Genomic DNA, 15,989 nt, shown 5'->3' with positions numbered 1-15,989 from the left:
CCGATGACCACACAGACCACCGCACCCGAGACCCCGAGCACCCCCGCCTCCGGGCCGGCCACCGGCCTCATCGGCATCCCGCCGCACCTCGGCCGCGCCCTCGCCACCGGCGGCGGCGCCCTCACCGTCGTCTCCACCTTCCTCGCCTGGACCTGGACCTCCGCCTTCCCCGGCGACCTCACCGTCTACGGCTACCCCGGCGGCCTCCAGGTCCTCGCCCTCATCGGCGGCGCCCTCACCACACTCTTCGGCCTGTCCTCCTACGGCGTGAAGGGCCTGCGCTGGCTCACCCCGGCCGGCGCCGACGGCGCGATCAAATTCGCCGCCCTCGCCGCCTTCGCCACCGTCTGGTACACGGTCATCGCCATCACCGTCGACCTCGGCGGCGTCGTCAACCTCGAGCCCGGCGGCTACATCGCCGCCCTCGCCACCCTCGCCGCCTTCCTCGGCGCCCTCGCCCTCCCCTTCGAGCGCCCCGAACCCGAACCCCACGACCCGGACGACACCGGCTGGGACCTCGTCCGCCACCGCCTCCGCGCCGGCCGGGACACCACCAAGGCAGCCTTCGCCGGCGGCACCGCCCGCACCCTCGGCACCCTGCCTTCCTACGCCGAGATCCTGATCATCGTCGCCGTCCTCGGCCTCGGCCTCACCGTCTTCACCTACGGCATCGGCACCGAGTACGACGAACTCTTCATCGGCTTCCTGATCACCGCCGCCTTCGGCTTCGCCGCACTCAACAAGTCCGGCCTCGTCGCCCAGGCCAGCCAGATCACCGCCCGCCACCAGAACATCACCATCTGCGGCGCCTTCGTCGCCGCCGCGATGTTCCCCTTCACCCAGACCGACGACCAGTACGCCACCGTCGGCGTCTACATCCTCATCTTCGGCACCGTCGCCCTCGGCCTCAACATCGTCGTCGGCCTCGCCGGCCTCCTCGACCTCGGCTACGTCGCCTTCCTCGGCGTCGGCGCCTACGCCGCCGCCATGGTCTCCGGCTCCCCCAGCTCCCCCTTCGACGTGCACTTCCCGTTCTGGGCCGCCGTCCTCGTCGGAGCCGCCGCATCCCTCGTCTTCGGCGTCCTCATCGGCGCCCCGACCCTGCGACTGCGCGGCGACTACCTCGCCATCGTCACCCTCGGCTTCGGCGAGATCTTCCGCATCACCGCCAACAACCTCGACGGCACCTCCGGCCCCGACATCACCAACGGCTCCAACGGCATCTCCTCCATCCCGAACCTCAACATCCTCGGGTTCGACTTCGGAGCCGAACACGCCATCGCCGGATTCACCATCGGCCGCTTCGCCAACTACTTCTTCCTGATGCTCGTCATCACCGCCATCGTCGTCCTCGTCTTCCGACGCAGCGGCGACTCCCGCATCGGCCGCGCCTGGGTCGCCATCCGCGAAGACGAGACCGCCGCCCTCGCCATGGGCATCAACGGCTTCCGCGTCAAGCTCATCGCCTTCGCCGTCGGCGCCTCCCTCGCCGGACTCGCCGGCACCGTCCAGGCCCACGTCACCTACACCGTGACCCCCGAGCAGTACCTCTTCGCCGGCCCCATCCCGCCCAACTCCGCCTTCCTCCTCGCCGCAGTCGTCCTCGGCGGCATGGGCACCATCAGCGGCCCCCTCATCGGCGCGGCACTGCTCTTCCTCATCCCCAACAAGCTCCAGTTCCTCGGCGACTACCAGCTCTTCGCCTTCGGCCTCGCCCTCATCCTGCTGATGCGCTTCCGCCCCGAGGGACTCATCCCCAACCGGCGCCGCCAGCTCGAATTCCACGAGGACGCGGAAGCTCCCACCGTCCTGACCAAGGCAGGGGCCTGACCACCATGACCACCGACACCACCACCAAGGACGCCCCTGTCGCCCCTGTCGGCGAGACGGTGCTCGACGCCCGCGGCGTCACGATGCGCTTCGGCGGCCTCACCGCCGTCCGCGACGTCAACCTCCACGTCAACGCCGGAGAAATCGTCGGCCTCATCGGCCCCAACGGAGCCGGCAAGACCACCTTCTTCAACTGCCTCACCGGCCTCTACATCCCCACCGAGGGCGAAGTCCGCTACAAGGGCACCGTCCTGCCGCCCAAATCCTTCAAGGTCACGGCAGCAGGCATCGCCCGCACCTTCCAGAACATCCGTCTGTTCTCCAACATGACCGTCCTGGAAAACGTCCTCGTCGGCCGCCACACCCGCACCAAGGAAGGCTTCTGGTCGGCCGTCCTGCGCCTCCCCTCCTTCCACCGCGCCGAAGCAGCCAGCCGCGAACGCGCCATGGAACTCCTGGAGTTCATCGGCCTCGAGAAGAAGGCCGACCACCTCGCACGCAACCTGCCCTACGGCGAACAGCGCAAGCTCGAAATCGCCCGCGCACTCGCCAGCGAACCCGGCCTCCTCCTCCTCGACGAGCCCACCGCCGGCATGAACCCCCAGGAAACCCGCGCCACCGAAGAACTCGTCTTCGCCATCCGCGACAAGGGCATCGCCGTCCTCGTCATCGAGCACGACATGCGCTTCATCTTCAACCTCTGCGACCGCGTCGCCGTACTCGTCCAGGGCGAGAAGCTCGTCGAAGGCGACAGCGCCACCGTCCAGGGCGACGAACGAGTGGTCGCCGCCTACCTCGGCGAACCCTTCGAAAACGCCCCCGGCGACGAAGAAATAGCCGAAGTCGAGGCAGCCGAAGCGAAAGCCGAGAGCGCCGCCACCCCGACGGACGCCGCGCCCGGCAAGGAGAACGACCGATGACCGCACTGCTCGAAGTCGAGGACCTCCGGGTCGCCTACGGCAAGATCGAGGCCGTCAAAGGCATCTCGTTCAAGGTCGAGGCCGGCGAGGTCGTCACCCTGATCGGCACCAACGGCGCCGGCAAGACCACCACCCTGCGCACCCTGTCCGGACTCCTCAAGCCCGTCGGCGGCCAGATCAAATTCAACGGCAAATCGCTGAAGAAGATCCCCGCCCACGACATCGTCTCGCTCGGACTCGCCCACTCCCCCGAGGGGCGGCACATCTTCCCGCGCATGACGATCGAGGACAACCTCCGCCTCGGCGCCTTCCTCCGCAGCGACAAACCCGGCATCGAAAAGGACATCCAGCGCGCCTACGACCTCTTCCCCATCCTGGGAGAGCGCCGCAAGCAGGCCGCCGGCACCCTGTCCGGCGGCGAACAGCAGATGCTCGCCATGGGCCGCGCCCTCATGTCCCAGCCCAAACTGCTCATGCTGGACGAGCCCTCCATGGGCCTCTCCCCCATCATGATGCAGAAGATCATGTCCACCATCGTCGAGCTCAAGGCCCAGGGCATGACCATCCTGCTCATCGAGCAGAACGCCCAGGCCGCCCTGTCGCTCGCCGACCACGGCCACGTCATGGAGATCGGCAAGATCGTCCTCTCCGGCAGCGGCCAGGACCTCCTCCACGACGAGTCCGTCCGCAAGGCGTACCTCGGCGAGGACTGAGCACCCCCTCGCACACGACGAGGCCCGCGCCCCTTCTCCGGGCGCGGGCCTCGTCTATTGCTCCACCGTGCTTGCTCAGCCCTTGGACGACTTCTTCTCGTCCGCGTCCTGAATGACCGCCTCGGCGACCTGCTGCATCGACATCCGACGGTCCATCGACGTCTTCTGGATCCACCGGAACGCCGCCGGCTCCGTCAGCCCGTACTCCGTCTGCAGAATCGACTTCGCCCGGTCCACCAGCTTGCGCGTCTCCAGCCGCAGCGTCAGATCCGCGACCTCGTTCTCCAGCTCCCGCAGCTCCGTGAACCGCGAGACGGCCATCTCGATCGCCGGCACGACATCACTCTTGCTGAACGGCTTCACCAGGTACGCCATCGCACCGGCGTCCCGCGCCCGCTCGACGAGATCGCGCTGCGAGAACGCGGTCAGCATCAGCACCGGCGCGATGCGCTCCTCGGCGATCTTCTCGGCGGCGGAGATGCCGTCCATCTTGGGCATCTTCACATCGAGGATGACCAGGTCCGGCTTGTGCTCGCGCGCGAGCTCGATCGCCTGCTCACCGTCACCGGCCTCGCCTACGACGCTGTAGCCCTCCTCCTCCAGCATCTCTTTGAGGTCGAGGCGGATCAGGGCCTCGTCCTCGGCGATGACGACACGGGTCGTCAGCGGAGGCACGTGCGACTTGTCGTCGTCGGGCGCGTCTACGGGCTGGGGCGACTCGGGGGCGGTCACGGGGGCTCCTCGTTCAGGGCACAGGGGTACTGCTGACAAGAGCCTACCTAGCTGCGGTAAAGTAGGTGCGCGAGGGGGTGCACTTTACCTTCCTTTCCAAGGCCCCAGTACTCCAATCGGTTAGAGAGGCCGCTCTCAAACAGCGGACAGTGTGGGTTCGAATCCCACCTGGGGCACTTTTCCTTCGAATCCAAGGTTTCCACCAGGAAGCGGATGTCCACGTTCTCGTGAACATCCGCTTTTTGCTGCGTGTCGTCGCAAGTACTCACACAGAGTCAATCGCATGTACGACGTCAGCACACGCAAGCGAGCAATCGCGCTGGTTGAACAGGGCCGCAGTCTGAACTCCGTCAGCCGAGAAACAGGCATCTCGCGCGCAGCAATTCGCTCCTGGCAGACCCGACTTGAACCGCTGCCCCGAATGGCCGCCCCGTTTCCCGACCCACCGAGCGACCGAGCGGCGTACTCCTACCTGCTCGGCCTCTACCTGGGTGACGGGTGCATCAGCCACCACCCGCGCGGCCCCGGCCACTACCTCCGCATTGCGTGTGCAGATGCCTGGCCGGGCCTCATCGACGCCTGCGAAGCCGCCATCCGCGCAATCAGCCCCGCACACACCGCGCACCGCGTCCAGGCAGTGGGCTACGTATCAGTGGTCGGCTACTACCCACATTGGCCCCACCTGTTCCCGCAGCACGGCCCTGGCAAGAAGCACGAACGGCGGATCGCCCTGGAACCCTGGCAGCAGGCCATCGTCCACGAGCATCCCTGGGAGTTCATCCGCGGTCTCATCCACTCCGACGGATGCCGCATCACCAACTGGACCGAGAAGACCATCGACGGTGTACGCAAGCGCTACGAATACCCGCGCTACTTCTTCAGCAACCTGTCGGGCGACATCGTCCGCCTCTTCACCGACACACTGGACCACGTGGGCGTCGAATGGAAAATGGCGAACCCCAGGAACGTCTCCATCGCCAGGAGAGCAGCCGTAGCCCTCATGGACACCCACGTAGGCCCCAAGTACTGACCCGATCCCCCTACTTCGGGCTGTCGTCCTCTCCGACGTGGTGGACGCGGACCAGGTTGGTCGAGCCCGAGACCCCGGTGAGCGAACCCGCCGTGATGACCACCACGTCGCCCTTCTGGCAGCGCCCGTACCTCAGCAGCAGCTCGTCCACCTGGTCGACCATCGCGTCCGTCGAGTCCGCGTGCGGGCCGAGGAACGTCTCGACGCCCCAGGTCAGGTTGAGCTGGGAGCGGGTCGCCGGTTCCGGGGTGAAGGCGAGGAGGGGGATCGGGGAGCGGTAGCGGGAGAGGCGGCGGACGGTGTCGCCGCTCTGGGTGAAGGCGACGAGGAACTTGGCGTCGAGGAAGTCGCCGATCTCGGCGGCGGCGCGGGCGACGGCGCCGCCCTGGGTGCGGGGTTTGTTGCTCGCGGTGAGGTCGGGCAGGCCCTTGGCGAGGATGTCCTCTTCGGCCGCTTCGACGATCTTCGCCATGGTGCGGACGGTCTGGATGGCGTGGTTGCCGACGCTGGTCTCGCCGGAGAGCATGACCGCGTCGGTGCCGTCGATGACGGCGTTGGCGACGTCGGAGGCTTCGGCGCGGGTGGGGCGGGAGTTCTCGATCATGGAGTCGAGCATCTGGGTGGCGACGATGACGGGCTTGGCGTTGCGTTTCGCCAGCTTGATCGCGCGCTTTTGGACGATGGGGACCTGTTCGAGGGGCATTTCGACGCCGAGGTCGCCGCGGGCGACCATGATTCCGTCGAAGGCGGCGACGATGTCGTCGATGTTCTCGACGGCCTGGGGTTTTTCGATCTTGGCGATGACGGGGAGGCGGCGGCCTTCGTCGTCCATGATCCGGTGGACGTCCACGATGTCGCGGCCGGTGCGGACGAAGGAGAGGGCGATGACGTCGAAGCCGGTGCGGAGCGCCCAGCGGAGGTCTTCTTCGTCTTTTTTGGAGAGGGCGGGGACGGAGAGGGCGACGCCGGGGAGGTTGAGGCCTTTGTGGTCGGAGATGACGCCGCCTTCGATCACGCGGGTGTGGACGCGTGGTCCGTCGACGTCGGTGACTTCGAGGCAGACTTTGCCGTCGTCGACGAGGATGCGTTCGCCGGTGGTGACGTCGGCTGCGAGGCCGGCGTAGGTGGTGCCGCATCTGTGGCGGTCGCCTTCTACGCCTTCTTCGACGGTGATGGTGAAGGTGTCGCCGCGTTCAAGGAGTACGGGGCCTTCCGCGAAGTTGCCGAGGCGGATCTTCGGGCCCTGAAGGTCGGCGAGGAGGCCGACGCTGCGGCCGGTTTCGTCGGAGGCCTTGCGGACGCGCTGGTAGCGCTCCTCGTGCTCGGCGTGGCCGCCGTGGCTGAGGTTGAGGCGGGCTACGTCCATTCCGGCGTCGACCAGGTCTTTGATCTGGTCGTATGTGTCGGTGGCGGGGCCCAGGGTGCAGACGATTTTTGCTCGGCGCATGTTTCGAGCTTATGTCTTACCGGTGGGTAGGGAATTCGGAGGGCATGGCCGTCCAACAACCTTTGAGTGAAGGGTTGTTGTCGACTGCCGTCAATTTATAAAATTGTGCGGGCGGCCGCTCTGATGAGCACTTTTCGGTTTTGTTCCGGCTCTTGCCGCGGCTTCCTCGAACGGGTGAATTCACAGGGTCGGTGGATTCATCGTGAACTGGGCGCTGATCTCGGCCCGGACGTGGATGCGCTGGGGTTCGAGGTCGAGGGGTTCGGGTGTGGTGGTGTCCGCGTCGGCGGCGGCCATGGAGAAGCGGACGGCGCGGCGGTCGAAGGCGGAGCGGGGGCGTCCGCCGGCTGTGCCGGTGTCGGCGAGTTCGAGGAGGGCGGCGACGGTGGTGCCGAGTGCCTCGGCGTATTCGTCGGCTCGTTGTACGGCTTCGCGTACGGCTTGTTGGCGGGCTTGGCGGTGGACGGGTGAGGTGGGGCGGAGTTCCCAGGTGGGGCCGTCGATCCTGGTGAGGTCGAGGTCGGCGAGGCGGGTGGTGAGTTCGCCGAGGGTGGTGAAGTCGGTGAGTTCGGCGGTGAGGTGGATGGTGCCGTGGTAGGTGCGGACGCGTTCGCCTCGGCCTCGGGGGGCGAGTTCGGGGGTGAGGGAGACGGCGCCGGTGGAGAGGTTCTCGACCGTGTCGCCGTAGGACTTGAGGAGGTCGAGGGCGGTGGTGTTGCGGCGGGTGAGGTCGTCGAGGGTGGTGCGGCGGTCGCGGCCGCGGGCGGTGAGGGTGATGCCGATGCGGGCGATCTCGGGGTCGACTTCGAGTTCGGCCTCGCCGCGGACGGTGAGGAGGGGGGCGTCGGGTGTGCCGTACGGGGGATTCTGCGGGGAGGTCATACGTCCTACCTTGTCATGGCTTTCCCCGGCCTCTGGAGGGAGTTGACCGTGCCGGTCATCAGATCGCAACCTCCTGGACCTGTTGCCGTCGGTCGTGTCCGGGTCAGAATCTACGCGCGTCGTTGACCTTTCCCCGAGGAGCATGAGACATGCCGTTGAATCGCCGGAAGTTCCTGAAGAAGTCCGCTGTGACCGGGGCGGGGGTGGCGATCGCGGGTGCTGCGGCGGCTCCGGCGCGGGCCGCCGAGGCGAAGAGGCCGGGGAAGCCGGTCAAGCAGCCGAAGCGGTATGCGCTGACGGTGCTGGGGACGACGGACCTGCATGGTCACGTGTTCAACTGGGACTACTTCAAGGACGCGGAGTACAAGGACGCGGCCGGTAACGCGCAGGGACTGGCGCGTATCTCGACGCTGGTGAACCAGATCCGTAAGGAGAAGGGGCGCGAGAACACGCTGCTGCTGGACGCGGGTGACACGATCCAGGGCACTCCGCTGACGTACTACTACGCGAAGGTGGACCCGATCACCGCCAAGGGTGGTCCGGTGCATCCGATGGCGCAGGCGATGAACGCGATCGGGTATGACGCGGCGGCGCTGGGCAATCACGAGTTCAATTACGGCATCGAGACGCTGCGGAAGTTCGAGTCGCAGTTGCGGTTCCCGTTGCTGGGTGCGAACGCGGTGGATGCGAAGACGCTGAAGCCGGCGTTCGCGCCCTACGTGATCAAGACGTTCTGTGTGAAGGGTGCGCCGCCGGTGAAGGTGGCGGTGTTGGGGCTGACGAACCCGGGTATCGCGATCTGGGACAAGGCGTATGTGCAGGGCAAGCTGGCGTTCCCGGGGCTGGAGGAGCAGGCGGCGAAGTGGGTGCCGAAGCTGAAGTCGCTGGGTGCGGATGTGGTGATCGTTTCGGCGCACTCGGGTTCGTCGGGTACGTCGTCGTACGGTGATCAGCTGCCGTATGTGGAGAATTCGGCGGCGTTGGTGGCGCAGCAGGTGCCGGACATCGATGCGGTGCTGGTGGGTCATGCGCATGTGGAGATTCCGGAGCTGAAGGTCGTCAACGCGAAGACCGGGAAGACGGTCGTGTTGTCGGAGCCGTTGGCGTATGCGGAGCGGCTGTCGGTGTTCGATGTGGAGTTGGTGTTCGAGAAGGGGCGGTGGGCGGTCGAGTCCGTTTCCTCGAAGGTGCTGAACTCCAACACGGTCGCGGACGACCCGAAGATCACGAAGTTGCTGGGTGACGAGCACGCGAAGGTCGTGGCGTACGTCAACCAGGTGGTGGGTTCGGCGACGGAGACGTTGACGACGGTGGAGGCGCGGTACAAGGACGCTCCGATCATCGACCTGATCACGAAGGTGCAGGAGGACGTCGTCAAGGCGGCCCTGGCGGGTACGTCGTACGCCTCGCTGCCGGTGATCGCGCAGGCGTCGCCGTTCTCGCGGACGTCGGAGATCCCGGCCGGCGAGGTGACGATCCGGGATCTGTCGAGCCTGTACGTGTACGACAACACGCTGGTGGCGAAGTTGATGACGGGTGCGCAGGTGCGGGCGTACCTGGAGTACTCGGCGCAGTACTTCGTGCAGACGGCCGCGGGTGCGGTGGTCGACACGGAGAAGCTGACGAACGCGGCGGGTCGTCCGGACTACAACTACGACTATGTGTCGGGTCTGGTGTACGAGATCGACATCGCGCAGGCGGCGGGTTCGCGGATCAGGAACCTGACGTACAACGGGGCGGCGTTGGACGACGCGCAGCAGTTCGTGCTGGCGGTGAACAACTACCGGGCCAATGGTGGTGGCGCGTTCCCGCATGTGGCGTCGGCGCAGGAGCTGTGGTCGGAGTCGACGGAGATCCGTACGCGGATTTCGGAGTGGGTGACGGCGAAGGGTGTGCTGGACCCGAAGGATTTCGCGTCGGTGGACTGGAAGCTGACGCGTGACGGTACGCCGGTCTTCTAGGGATTCCGCGGTCGGGTAGTCCTGCGGGGCGGTGGGCGGTGTTTCGTGCGGTGGCCGGGTCGGTCACCGCGGGTGCACCGCCTTTCGCGTGCGTGGGCTGGGGGATGTGGGCCGCCGGGTGTCGGCCGTGGCTTCAGCGCCGGTCGACGAGGGGGGTGAGGGTGGGTGCCTGGCGGGCGGCGGGGACTCGGGGTTGTGGTTGTTCGAGTCCGAAGGTGGTGAAGGCGGTGCGGGTGGGGAGGGGGTAGGTCTCTTTGCCGGTGAGGGTGTTGAGGATGGTGGCGGCGCGCCAGGCGGCGAGGCCGAGGTCGGGGGCGCCTACGCCGTGAGTGTGGCGTTCGGCGTTCTGGAGGTAGATGTTGCATCCGGTGGCGGTGACGGAGGGGTCGAGGACGAGGCGGAAGTGTTCGTCGACGCGGGGGCGTTCGCTGTTGTCGCGGCGGATGTAGGGGTCGAGGCCGGCGAGGATGCGGTCGAGGGGGCGTTCGCGGTGGCCGGTGGCGAGGACGACGGCGTCGGTGGTGAGGCGGGTGCGGGTGTTCTGCTGGAGGTGTTCGAGGTGGAGTTCGATCTTGGTGGTGGCGATGCGTCCTGCGGTGCGGACGCGGACGCCGGGGGTGAGGACGGTGTCGGGCCAGGCGCCGCCGAGGGTGCGTTGGTAGAGCTCGTCGTGGATGGCGGCGAGGGTGGTGGCGTCGATGCCTTTGTGGAGTTGCCATTGGGCGGCGGTGAGGCGGTCGCGGGTGCTTTCGGGGAGGGCGTGGAAGTAGCGGGTGTAGTCGGGGGTGAAGTGTTCGAGGCCGAGTTTGGAGTACTCCATGGGGGCGAAGGCGTCGGTGCGGCCGATCCAGTGGAGTTGTTCGTGGCCGGTGGGGCGGTGGCGGAGGAGGTCGAGGAAGACTTCGGCGCCGGACTGTCCTGATCCGACGACGGTGATGTGGCCGGCGGCGAGGAGGGTGTCGCGGTGGGTGAGGTAGTCGGTGGCGTGGACGACGGGGACGCCGGGGGCGTCGACGAGGGGGCGCAGGGCGTCGGGGACGTAGGGCTCGGTGCCGATGCCGAGGACGACGTTGCGGGTGTGGGTGCGGCCGAGGGCTTGGGCTTCGCCGTCGGTGTCGAGTTGGGTGTGGTCGACTTCGAAGACGTCGCGTTCGGGGTTCCAGCGGACGGCGTCGACCTGGTGGCGGAAGTGGAGTCCGGGGAGTTGGTCGGCGACCCAGCGGCAGTAGGTGTCGTATTCGGCGCGTTGTGTGTGGAAGCGCTCGGCGAAGTAGAAGGGGTAGAGGCGTTGGTGGGTTTTGAGGTAGTTGAGGAAGGTCCAGGGGCTGGTGGGGTCGGCGAGGGTGACGAGGTCGGCGAGGAAGGGGACTTGGATGCGGGCGCCGTCGATGAGGAGGCCGGGGTGCCAGTCGAAGCGGGGGCGTTGTTCGTAGAAGACGGCGTCGAGTTCGGCGAGGGGGTGGGCGAGGGCGGCCAGGGAGAGGTTGCAGGGGCCGATGCCGATGCCGACGAGGTCGCGGGGGGTGTCGGCGGTGAAGTGTGGGGGTGTGTTCATCGGGGGGTGTTTCCTTCCACCAGGTCGAGGAGGGCGGCCAGGTCGTGGGGGCGGGTGTGGGGGTTGAGGAGGGTGGCCTTGAGCCAGAGCCGGCCGTCGAGGCGGGCGCGGCCGAGGACGGCGTGGCCGTGGGTGAGGAGGCGGCGGCGTATCTCGGCCACGGTGTCGTCGGTGGCGCCGGTGGGGCGGAAGAGGACGGTGCTGATGGTGGGTGGGGCGTGGAGTTCGAGGCCGGGGTGTGCGGTGACGAGGTCGGCGAACTCGTGGGCGTGGGCGCAGACGTGGTCGACGAGGGCGCCGAGGCCGGTGCGGCCGAGGGTTTTGAGGGTGACGGCGATCTTGAGGGCGTCGGGGCGTCGGGTGGTGCGCAGGGAGCGGCCGAGGAGGTCGGGGAGGCCGGCTTCGGTGTCGTCGTCGGCGTTGAGGTAGTCGGCGTGGTGGTGGAGTGCGGTGAGGTCCGTGGCGTCGCGGGCGGCGAGGAGTCCGGCGGCGACCGGCTGCCAGCCGAGTTTGTGCAGGTCGAGGGTGACGGTGTGGGCGGTGTCGAGGCCGGTGAGCAGGTGGCGGTGGTGGTCGCTGAAGAGGAGGCCGCCTCCGTAGGCGGCGTCGATGTGGAGGCGGGCGCCGTGGGTGGTGGTGAGGGCGGCGATGGCGGGGAGGGGGTCGATGAGTCCGGCGTCGGTGGTTCCTGCGGTGGCGGCGACGAGGACGGGGCCGGGCAGGGTGGTGAGGGTGTGGGTGAGGGCGGTGGGGTCGAGGGTGCCGGTGGGGGTGGGGATGATCACGGGTTCGGGGAGGCCGAGGAGCCAGGCGGCGCGGGGCAGGGAGTGGTGGGCGTTGGCGCCGCAGACGAGCCGGAGGGTGGGGCCGTGGGTTTCGCGGGCGAGGAGGAGGGCGAGCTGGTTGGCTTCGGTGCCGCCGGTGGTGACGAGGGCGTCGGCCATGCCGGCCTGTGCGGCGAGTGTCCGTGTCACGAGGGCCTCCAGTTCGGAGGCGGCCGGTGCCTGGTCCCAGGAGTCGAGGGAGGGGTTGAGGGCGCAGACGGCGAGGTCGGCGGCGGTGGCGACGGCGAGGGGTGGGCAGTGCAGGTGGGCGGCGCAGAGGGGGTCGGCTGGGTCGGCGGCGCCTTCGGCGAGGGCGTGGACGAGGGTGGCGAGGGCGGTGGGGTCGCCGTGTTCGGGGAGTATGTCGCCCACGGCGTGCCGTACCCGGGTGGCGACTGCTGGGGGGCCGCCTGCGGGCAGTGGTCCGCCGCGGGCCCGGGTGCCGGTGGCGAGGGCGTCGAGGACGGTGGCGAGCAACGGCTTCAGGGCGTCGGGGCCTTCGGGTCCTGAGGCGAGGGGCGGCATGCTCACGGGGGCTCCTCCGGGGCGCGGGGGCGGGTGGCCGCAGCGGGGAGTGCAAGCTTGTCGGGGATTGCGGGGGCACGTCCGGAAGATCCGGTGAGGGAACCCTAACGGGGGACGCGGCGCTCGCGCCTCGGCGTGGGAGGTGGGGTCGGCCCCGGCCTGGGGGTGGTGCCGGGACTCGGGGGTGTGGGCGCCACGGCCGACGTGGGCGCCACGGCCGACGTGGGCGCCACGGCCGACGTGGGCGCCACGGCCGACGTGGGCGCCACGGCCGACGTGGGCGCCACGGCCGACGTGGGCGCCACGGCCGACGTGGGCGCCACGGCCGACGTGGGCGCCACGGCCGACGTGGGCGCCACGGCCGACGTGGGCGCCACTGGGGGCTGCCGCCCCCGGGCCCCCGCTTCGGCCTCTGGCGGGGCCTCGTCCTCAATCGCCGGACGGGCTGGAATTGCGGACCGGCGCTGAAGGCGCGGCGGCCGGGGCTCGGACGGGCTGGATTTGCCGACCGGTGCCGAAAGTGCGGCCCCTGGGGCTTCCGGGGGCCGCGGTTGGCCTACGCCTGCCGTACCCGCAACGCGCGTGCCAGGTCGTCGAGTTGGTCGACGAGTTTGCGGCGCAGGGCGGGGATGGGGTCGGCGTCGGTGAGGCAGGCTTCGCCCAGGTGGAGGGTCTCGGGGGTGACGGCGTGGGTGGGGAAGGCCCAGCGGCCGGCGGCTTCGGCGATGGCGGGTCCGCGGCGGGCGGCGAGGGTGACGGCGTCCTGGTAGTAGCGGGGGACGTAGTCGGCGACGAGGTCGCTCTGTTCGGGCTGCCAGAAGCCTTGGGCGGTGGCGGTGAAGAGGTAGTTGGAGAGGGTGTCGTCGTCGAACATGGCGGCCCAGGCGGTGCGTTTGGCGTCCGCGTCGGGGAGGGCGGCGCGGCAGCGGGCGGCGCCTTCCTGGCCGGTGGCGGAGGGGTCGCGGTCGAGTTCGGTGGCGATGGCGCGCTCGTCGGTGGCGCCGAGGACGGCGAGCCGGGCGAGGACGCGCCAGCGCAGGTCGGGGTCGAGTTCGGGGCCGCCGGGGACGGTGCCGTCGGCGAGCCAGGCGGCGATGGTGTCGGGGTGGGCGGCGACGTCGATGAAGTGGCGTACGGCGATGAGGCGCAGGCCGGGGTGGTCGCCGTCCTCGGTGCGGCGGATGAGGTCGCGGCAGAGGGCGGAGAGGGTGGCGACGGCGGCGGGGCGCTGCTCGGGGGTGACGTAGCGGTCGGCGACCTGTGCGGAGGCGTAGGCGAGGACGCCCTGGACGAGGGCGAGGTCGGTTTCCTTGGGGAGGTGGGCGCGGGCGGCGTCGAGGTAGGCGGTGGGGGCGAGGTCGCCGTCGCGGACGGCGTCGCGCAGGGCGTTCCAGACGACGGCGCGGGTGAGCGGGTCGGGCAGGCCGGACAGGCTGGTGCGGACGGTTTCGGAGGAGGCGGGGTCGAAGCGGACCTTGGTGTAGGTGAGGTCGCCGTCGTTGAGGAGCACCAGGGCGGGGCGCTTGCCGATGGGCTGGGGTGCGTTCTGCGGGATGTCGATCTCGAGGCGTTCGCGCAGGGTGAGGCTGCCCGCGTCGGTGAGGTCGAGGTCGTAGAGGCCGGCGGCGACGCGGTGCGGGCGGCTGCCGTGGTGGGTGATGGTGAGGGTGTGGTCGCCGTTGCTGCCGCCCAGGGTGGGGGTGAGGGTGTCGACGCCGGTGGTGCGCAGCCAGGCGTCGGCCCAGGCGTGGACGTCGCGGTCGGTGTGGGCGGCGAGGGAGTCGATGAAGTCGGCGAGGGTGGCGTTGGCGAAGCGGTGGCGTGCGAAGTGGGTGTTGATGCCGGCGAGGAAGTCCTTCTCGCCGAGCCAGGTGACGAGTTGGCGTAGTGCGGAGGCGCCCTTGGCGTAGGAGATGCCGTCGAAGTTGAGGAGGGCGGAGGCGGTGTCGTCGACGTTCTCGGGGGCGACGGGGTGGGTGGAGGGGCGCTGGTCGGCTTCGTAGCCCCAGGGCTTGCGGGCGACGCCGAAGTCGGTCCAGGTGTCGGTGAAGCGGGTGGCTTCGGTGAGGGTCTGGTAGCCCATGTACTCGGCGAAGGACTCGTTGAGCCAGATGTCGTCCCACCACTGGAGGGTGACGAGGTCGCCGAACCACATGTGGGCCATCTCGTGGGCGATGACCATGGCGCGGGTCTGGCGTTCGGTGTCGGTGACGGCGGAGCGGTAGACGAACTCGTCGCGGAAGGTGACGAGGCCGGGGTTCTCCATGGCGCCGGCGTTGAACTCGGGGACGAACGCCTGGTCGTAGGAGTCGAAGGGGTAGGGCTCCTCGAACTTCTCGTGGTAGCGGTCGTAGCACTGCCGGGTGATCTCGAGGAGTTCGTCGGCGTCGGCGTCGAGGTGGGGGGCGAGGGAGCGGCGGCAGTGGAGGCCGAAGGGGAGTCCGTGGTGTTCGGTGGTGACGGAGTGCCAGGGGCCGGCGGCTACGGCGACGAGGTAGGTGGAGATGAGGGGGGTGGGGGCGGCCTGCCAGCGGCCTTCGCCGAGGTGTTCGGTGATGCTGTTGGCGAGGACGGTCCAGGTTTCGGGGGCCTTGACGGTCAGCTCGAAGACGGACTTGAGGTCGGGCTGGTCGAAGGCGGCGAAGACGCGCTGGACGTCTTCCATGAAGAGCTGGGTGTAGAGGTAGGTCTCGCCGTCGGTGGGGTCGGTGAAGCGGTGCATGCCTTCGCCGGTGCGGGAGTAGCGCATGCTCGCCCGGACGCGCAGTTCGTGGTCGCCGGTGGTGAGGTTCTTGAGGGGGAGCCGGTTTCCGTCCAGGGTGTCCGGGTCGAGGGGCTCGCCGTCGAGGGTGACGGAGTGCAGTGTTGCGGGCCTGACCTCGACGAAGGTGTCCCCGTTGGCGCGCGCGGCGAACCGGATGACGGTGCTGGACTCGAAGGTCTCGTCGCCGGTCGTCAGGTCGAGCTCGATGGTGTAGCGGTGGACGTCGAGGAGCTGGGCACGGCTCTGCGCTTCGTCGCGCGTCAGTACGGACATGAACGACATGCTGCCTGATACCGCTGGCCGGGCACAGGGGCGGATCGGTACGTGCCCTATGTCCCTTCTCGCGCCGGAGCGCCGTGCCGGTCGTGGGGTGGTGTGGGCGCGGCGGGCGGCGCCGACGCTTCGTGCCCGGCCGGTTACCTTCGGTGGCGCCCGCCGCGGGTCAGTTCGGTGCGGGTGCGGGGCCGTTGACGGCGTCCTCGGCGATGCGCTCGTGGTGGCGGATCACCTCGGCGATGATGAAGTTGAGGAATTTCTCGGCGAACGCGGGGTCGAGTTTGGCGTTTTCGGCGAGGGTGCGCAGCCGGGCGATCTGGCGGGCTTCGCGGGCCTGGTCGGCGGGCGGCAGCTGGTGGCGGGCCTTGAGGTGGCCGACCTGCTGGGTGGCCTTGAAGCGCTCGGCGAGCATGTGGACGACGGCGGCGTCGATGTTGTCGATGCTGTCGCGCAGCCGGGCGAGTTCCTCGCGGACGGCGGGGTCGACGTCTCCGGGGCCGGGGGTGTTGCTGGTGGTCATGGGCGTTCAC

General features: G+C 69.0%; 13 protein-coding genes and 1 tRNA gene. 7 read left to right on the top strand and 7 right to left on the bottom strand.

All coding sequences use genetic code 11. The features are described 5' to 3' along the window. Positions 1 to 3: 3 nt before the first annotated feature. The 3 genes from OHU34_RS31510 to OHU34_RS31500 are packed head-to-tail and all read left to right on the top strand — an operon-like array spanning position 4 to position 3,463. Complete coding sequence (locus OHU34_RS31510) at positions 4 to 1,830, top strand: branched-chain amino acid ABC transporter permease (RefSeq protein WP_142269818.1); 1,827 nt, start codon at positions 4 to 6, stop codon at positions 1,828 to 1,830. A 5-nt stretch (positions 1,831 to 1,835) separates the two neighbouring features. Then, complete coding sequence (locus tag OHU34_RS31505) at positions 1,836 to 2,750, top strand: ABC transporter ATP-binding protein (RefSeq protein ID WP_020131826.1); 915 nt, start codon at positions 1,836 to 1,838, stop codon at positions 2,748 to 2,750. Next, complete coding sequence (locus OHU34_RS31500) at positions 2,747 to 3,463, top strand: ABC transporter ATP-binding protein (RefSeq protein WP_057599473.1); 717 nt, start codon at positions 2,747 to 2,749, stop codon at positions 3,461 to 3,463. The genes OHU34_RS31505 and OHU34_RS31500 overlap by 4 nt, the downstream gene beginning before the upstream one ends. A 75-nt stretch (positions 3,464 to 3,538) precedes the next feature. Here the strand turns inward: OHU34_RS31500 and OHU34_RS31495 are convergent, their stop codons facing one another. Next, entirely contained in the window at positions 3,539 to 4,195 is a 657-nt protein-coding gene (locus OHU34_RS31495; RefSeq protein WP_020131824.1) for an ANTAR domain-containing response regulator, read from the bottom strand. A gap of 101 nt (positions 4,196 to 4,296) precedes the next feature. Here OHU34_RS31495 and OHU34_RS31490 point away from each other — a divergent pair. Both OHU34_RS31490 and OHU34_RS31485 read left to right on the top strand, forming a co-directional pair. Next, positions 4,297 to 4,371, top strand: a tRNA-Leu gene (locus OHU34_RS31490). 107 nt (positions 4,372 to 4,478) lie between these two features. Continuing rightward, a complete protein-coding gene (locus tag OHU34_RS31485; protein ID WP_142269819.1) occupies positions 4,479 to 5,225 on the top strand; it encodes a helix-turn-helix domain-containing protein in 747 nt (248 codons plus the stop codon). A 10-nt stretch (positions 5,226 to 5,235) separates the two neighbouring features. Here the strand turns inward: OHU34_RS31485 and pyk are convergent, their stop codons facing one another. Next, on the bottom strand, positions 5,236 to 6,672 hold the full coding sequence (gene pyk / locus OHU34_RS31480; RefSeq protein WP_142269820.1) for a pyruvate kinase: 1,437 nt from the start codon (positions 6,670 to 6,672) through the stop codon (positions 5,236 to 5,238). 180 nt (positions 6,673 to 6,852) lie between these two features. Next, the gene (locus tag OHU34_RS31475) at positions 6,853 to 7,554 is read right to left on the bottom strand and encodes an SIMPL domain-containing protein (protein ID WP_142269821.1); all 702 of its coding nucleotides are present in this window, start codon (positions 7,552 to 7,554) and stop codon (positions 6,853 to 6,855) included. Positions 7,555 to 7,703: 149 nt separating this feature from the next. Between OHU34_RS31475 and OHU34_RS31470 the strand changes: the two genes are divergently transcribed. Next, positions 7,704 to 9,515 (top strand): bifunctional metallophosphatase/5'-nucleotidase, encoded by a 1,812-nt coding sequence (locus OHU34_RS31470; protein WP_405769494.1) that lies wholly within the window; start codon positions 7,704 to 7,706, stop codon positions 9,513 to 9,515. A 133-nt stretch (positions 9,516 to 9,648) separates the two neighbouring features. On the opposite strand, the gene OHU34_RS31465 is transcribed toward OHU34_RS31470, so the two are convergent. Then, positions 9,649 to 11,070: a lysine N(6)-hydroxylase/L-ornithine N(5)-oxygenase family protein gene (locus OHU34_RS31465; protein WP_230196217.1), complete on the bottom strand. Its 1,422-nt coding sequence runs from the start codon at positions 11,068 to 11,070 to the stop codon at positions 9,649 to 9,651. Next, on the bottom strand, positions 11,067 to 12,425 hold the full coding sequence (locus OHU34_RS31460) for an aspartate aminotransferase family protein (protein ID WP_372481774.1): 1,359 nt from the start codon (positions 12,423 to 12,425) through the stop codon (positions 11,067 to 11,069). The genes OHU34_RS31465 and OHU34_RS31460 overlap by 4 nt, the downstream gene beginning before the upstream one ends. Positions 12,426 to 12,605: 180 nt before the next feature. On the opposite strand from OHU34_RS31460, the gene OHU34_RS31455 reads away from it, so the two are divergent. After that, complete coding sequence (locus tag OHU34_RS31455; RefSeq protein ID WP_405769490.1) at positions 12,606 to 12,887, top strand: hypothetical protein; 282 nt, start codon at positions 12,606 to 12,608, stop codon at positions 12,885 to 12,887. Positions 12,888 to 12,975: 88 nt separating this feature from the next. Here the strand turns inward: OHU34_RS31455 and pepN are convergent, their stop codons facing one another. Together pepN and OHU34_RS31445 are read right to left on the bottom strand one after the other, a co-directional pair. Beyond that, positions 12,976 to 15,456: an aminopeptidase N gene (gene pepN / locus OHU34_RS31450; RefSeq protein ID WP_230196216.1), complete on the bottom strand. Its 2,481-nt coding sequence runs from the start codon at positions 15,454 to 15,456 to the stop codon at positions 12,976 to 12,978. A 169-nt stretch (positions 15,457 to 15,625) separates the two neighbouring features. Next, positions 15,626 to 15,979 (bottom strand): chorismate mutase, encoded by a 354-nt coding sequence (locus OHU34_RS31445; RefSeq protein WP_142263721.1) that lies wholly within the window; start codon positions 15,977 to 15,979, stop codon positions 15,626 to 15,628. Between the last annotated feature and the right edge of the window lie 10 nt (positions 15,980 to 15,989).

Origin of the sequence: Streptomyces sp. NBC_00080, assembly GCF_045041255.1 — a bacterium.
In the GTDB taxonomy this organism is placed as follows: domain Bacteria; phylum Actinomycetota; class Actinomycetes; order Streptomycetales; family Streptomycetaceae; genus Streptomyces; species Streptomyces coriariae.
The sequence above is the reverse complement of the archived record's forward strand: the minus strand, read 5'-3'. Positions and strand labels throughout refer to the sequence as shown.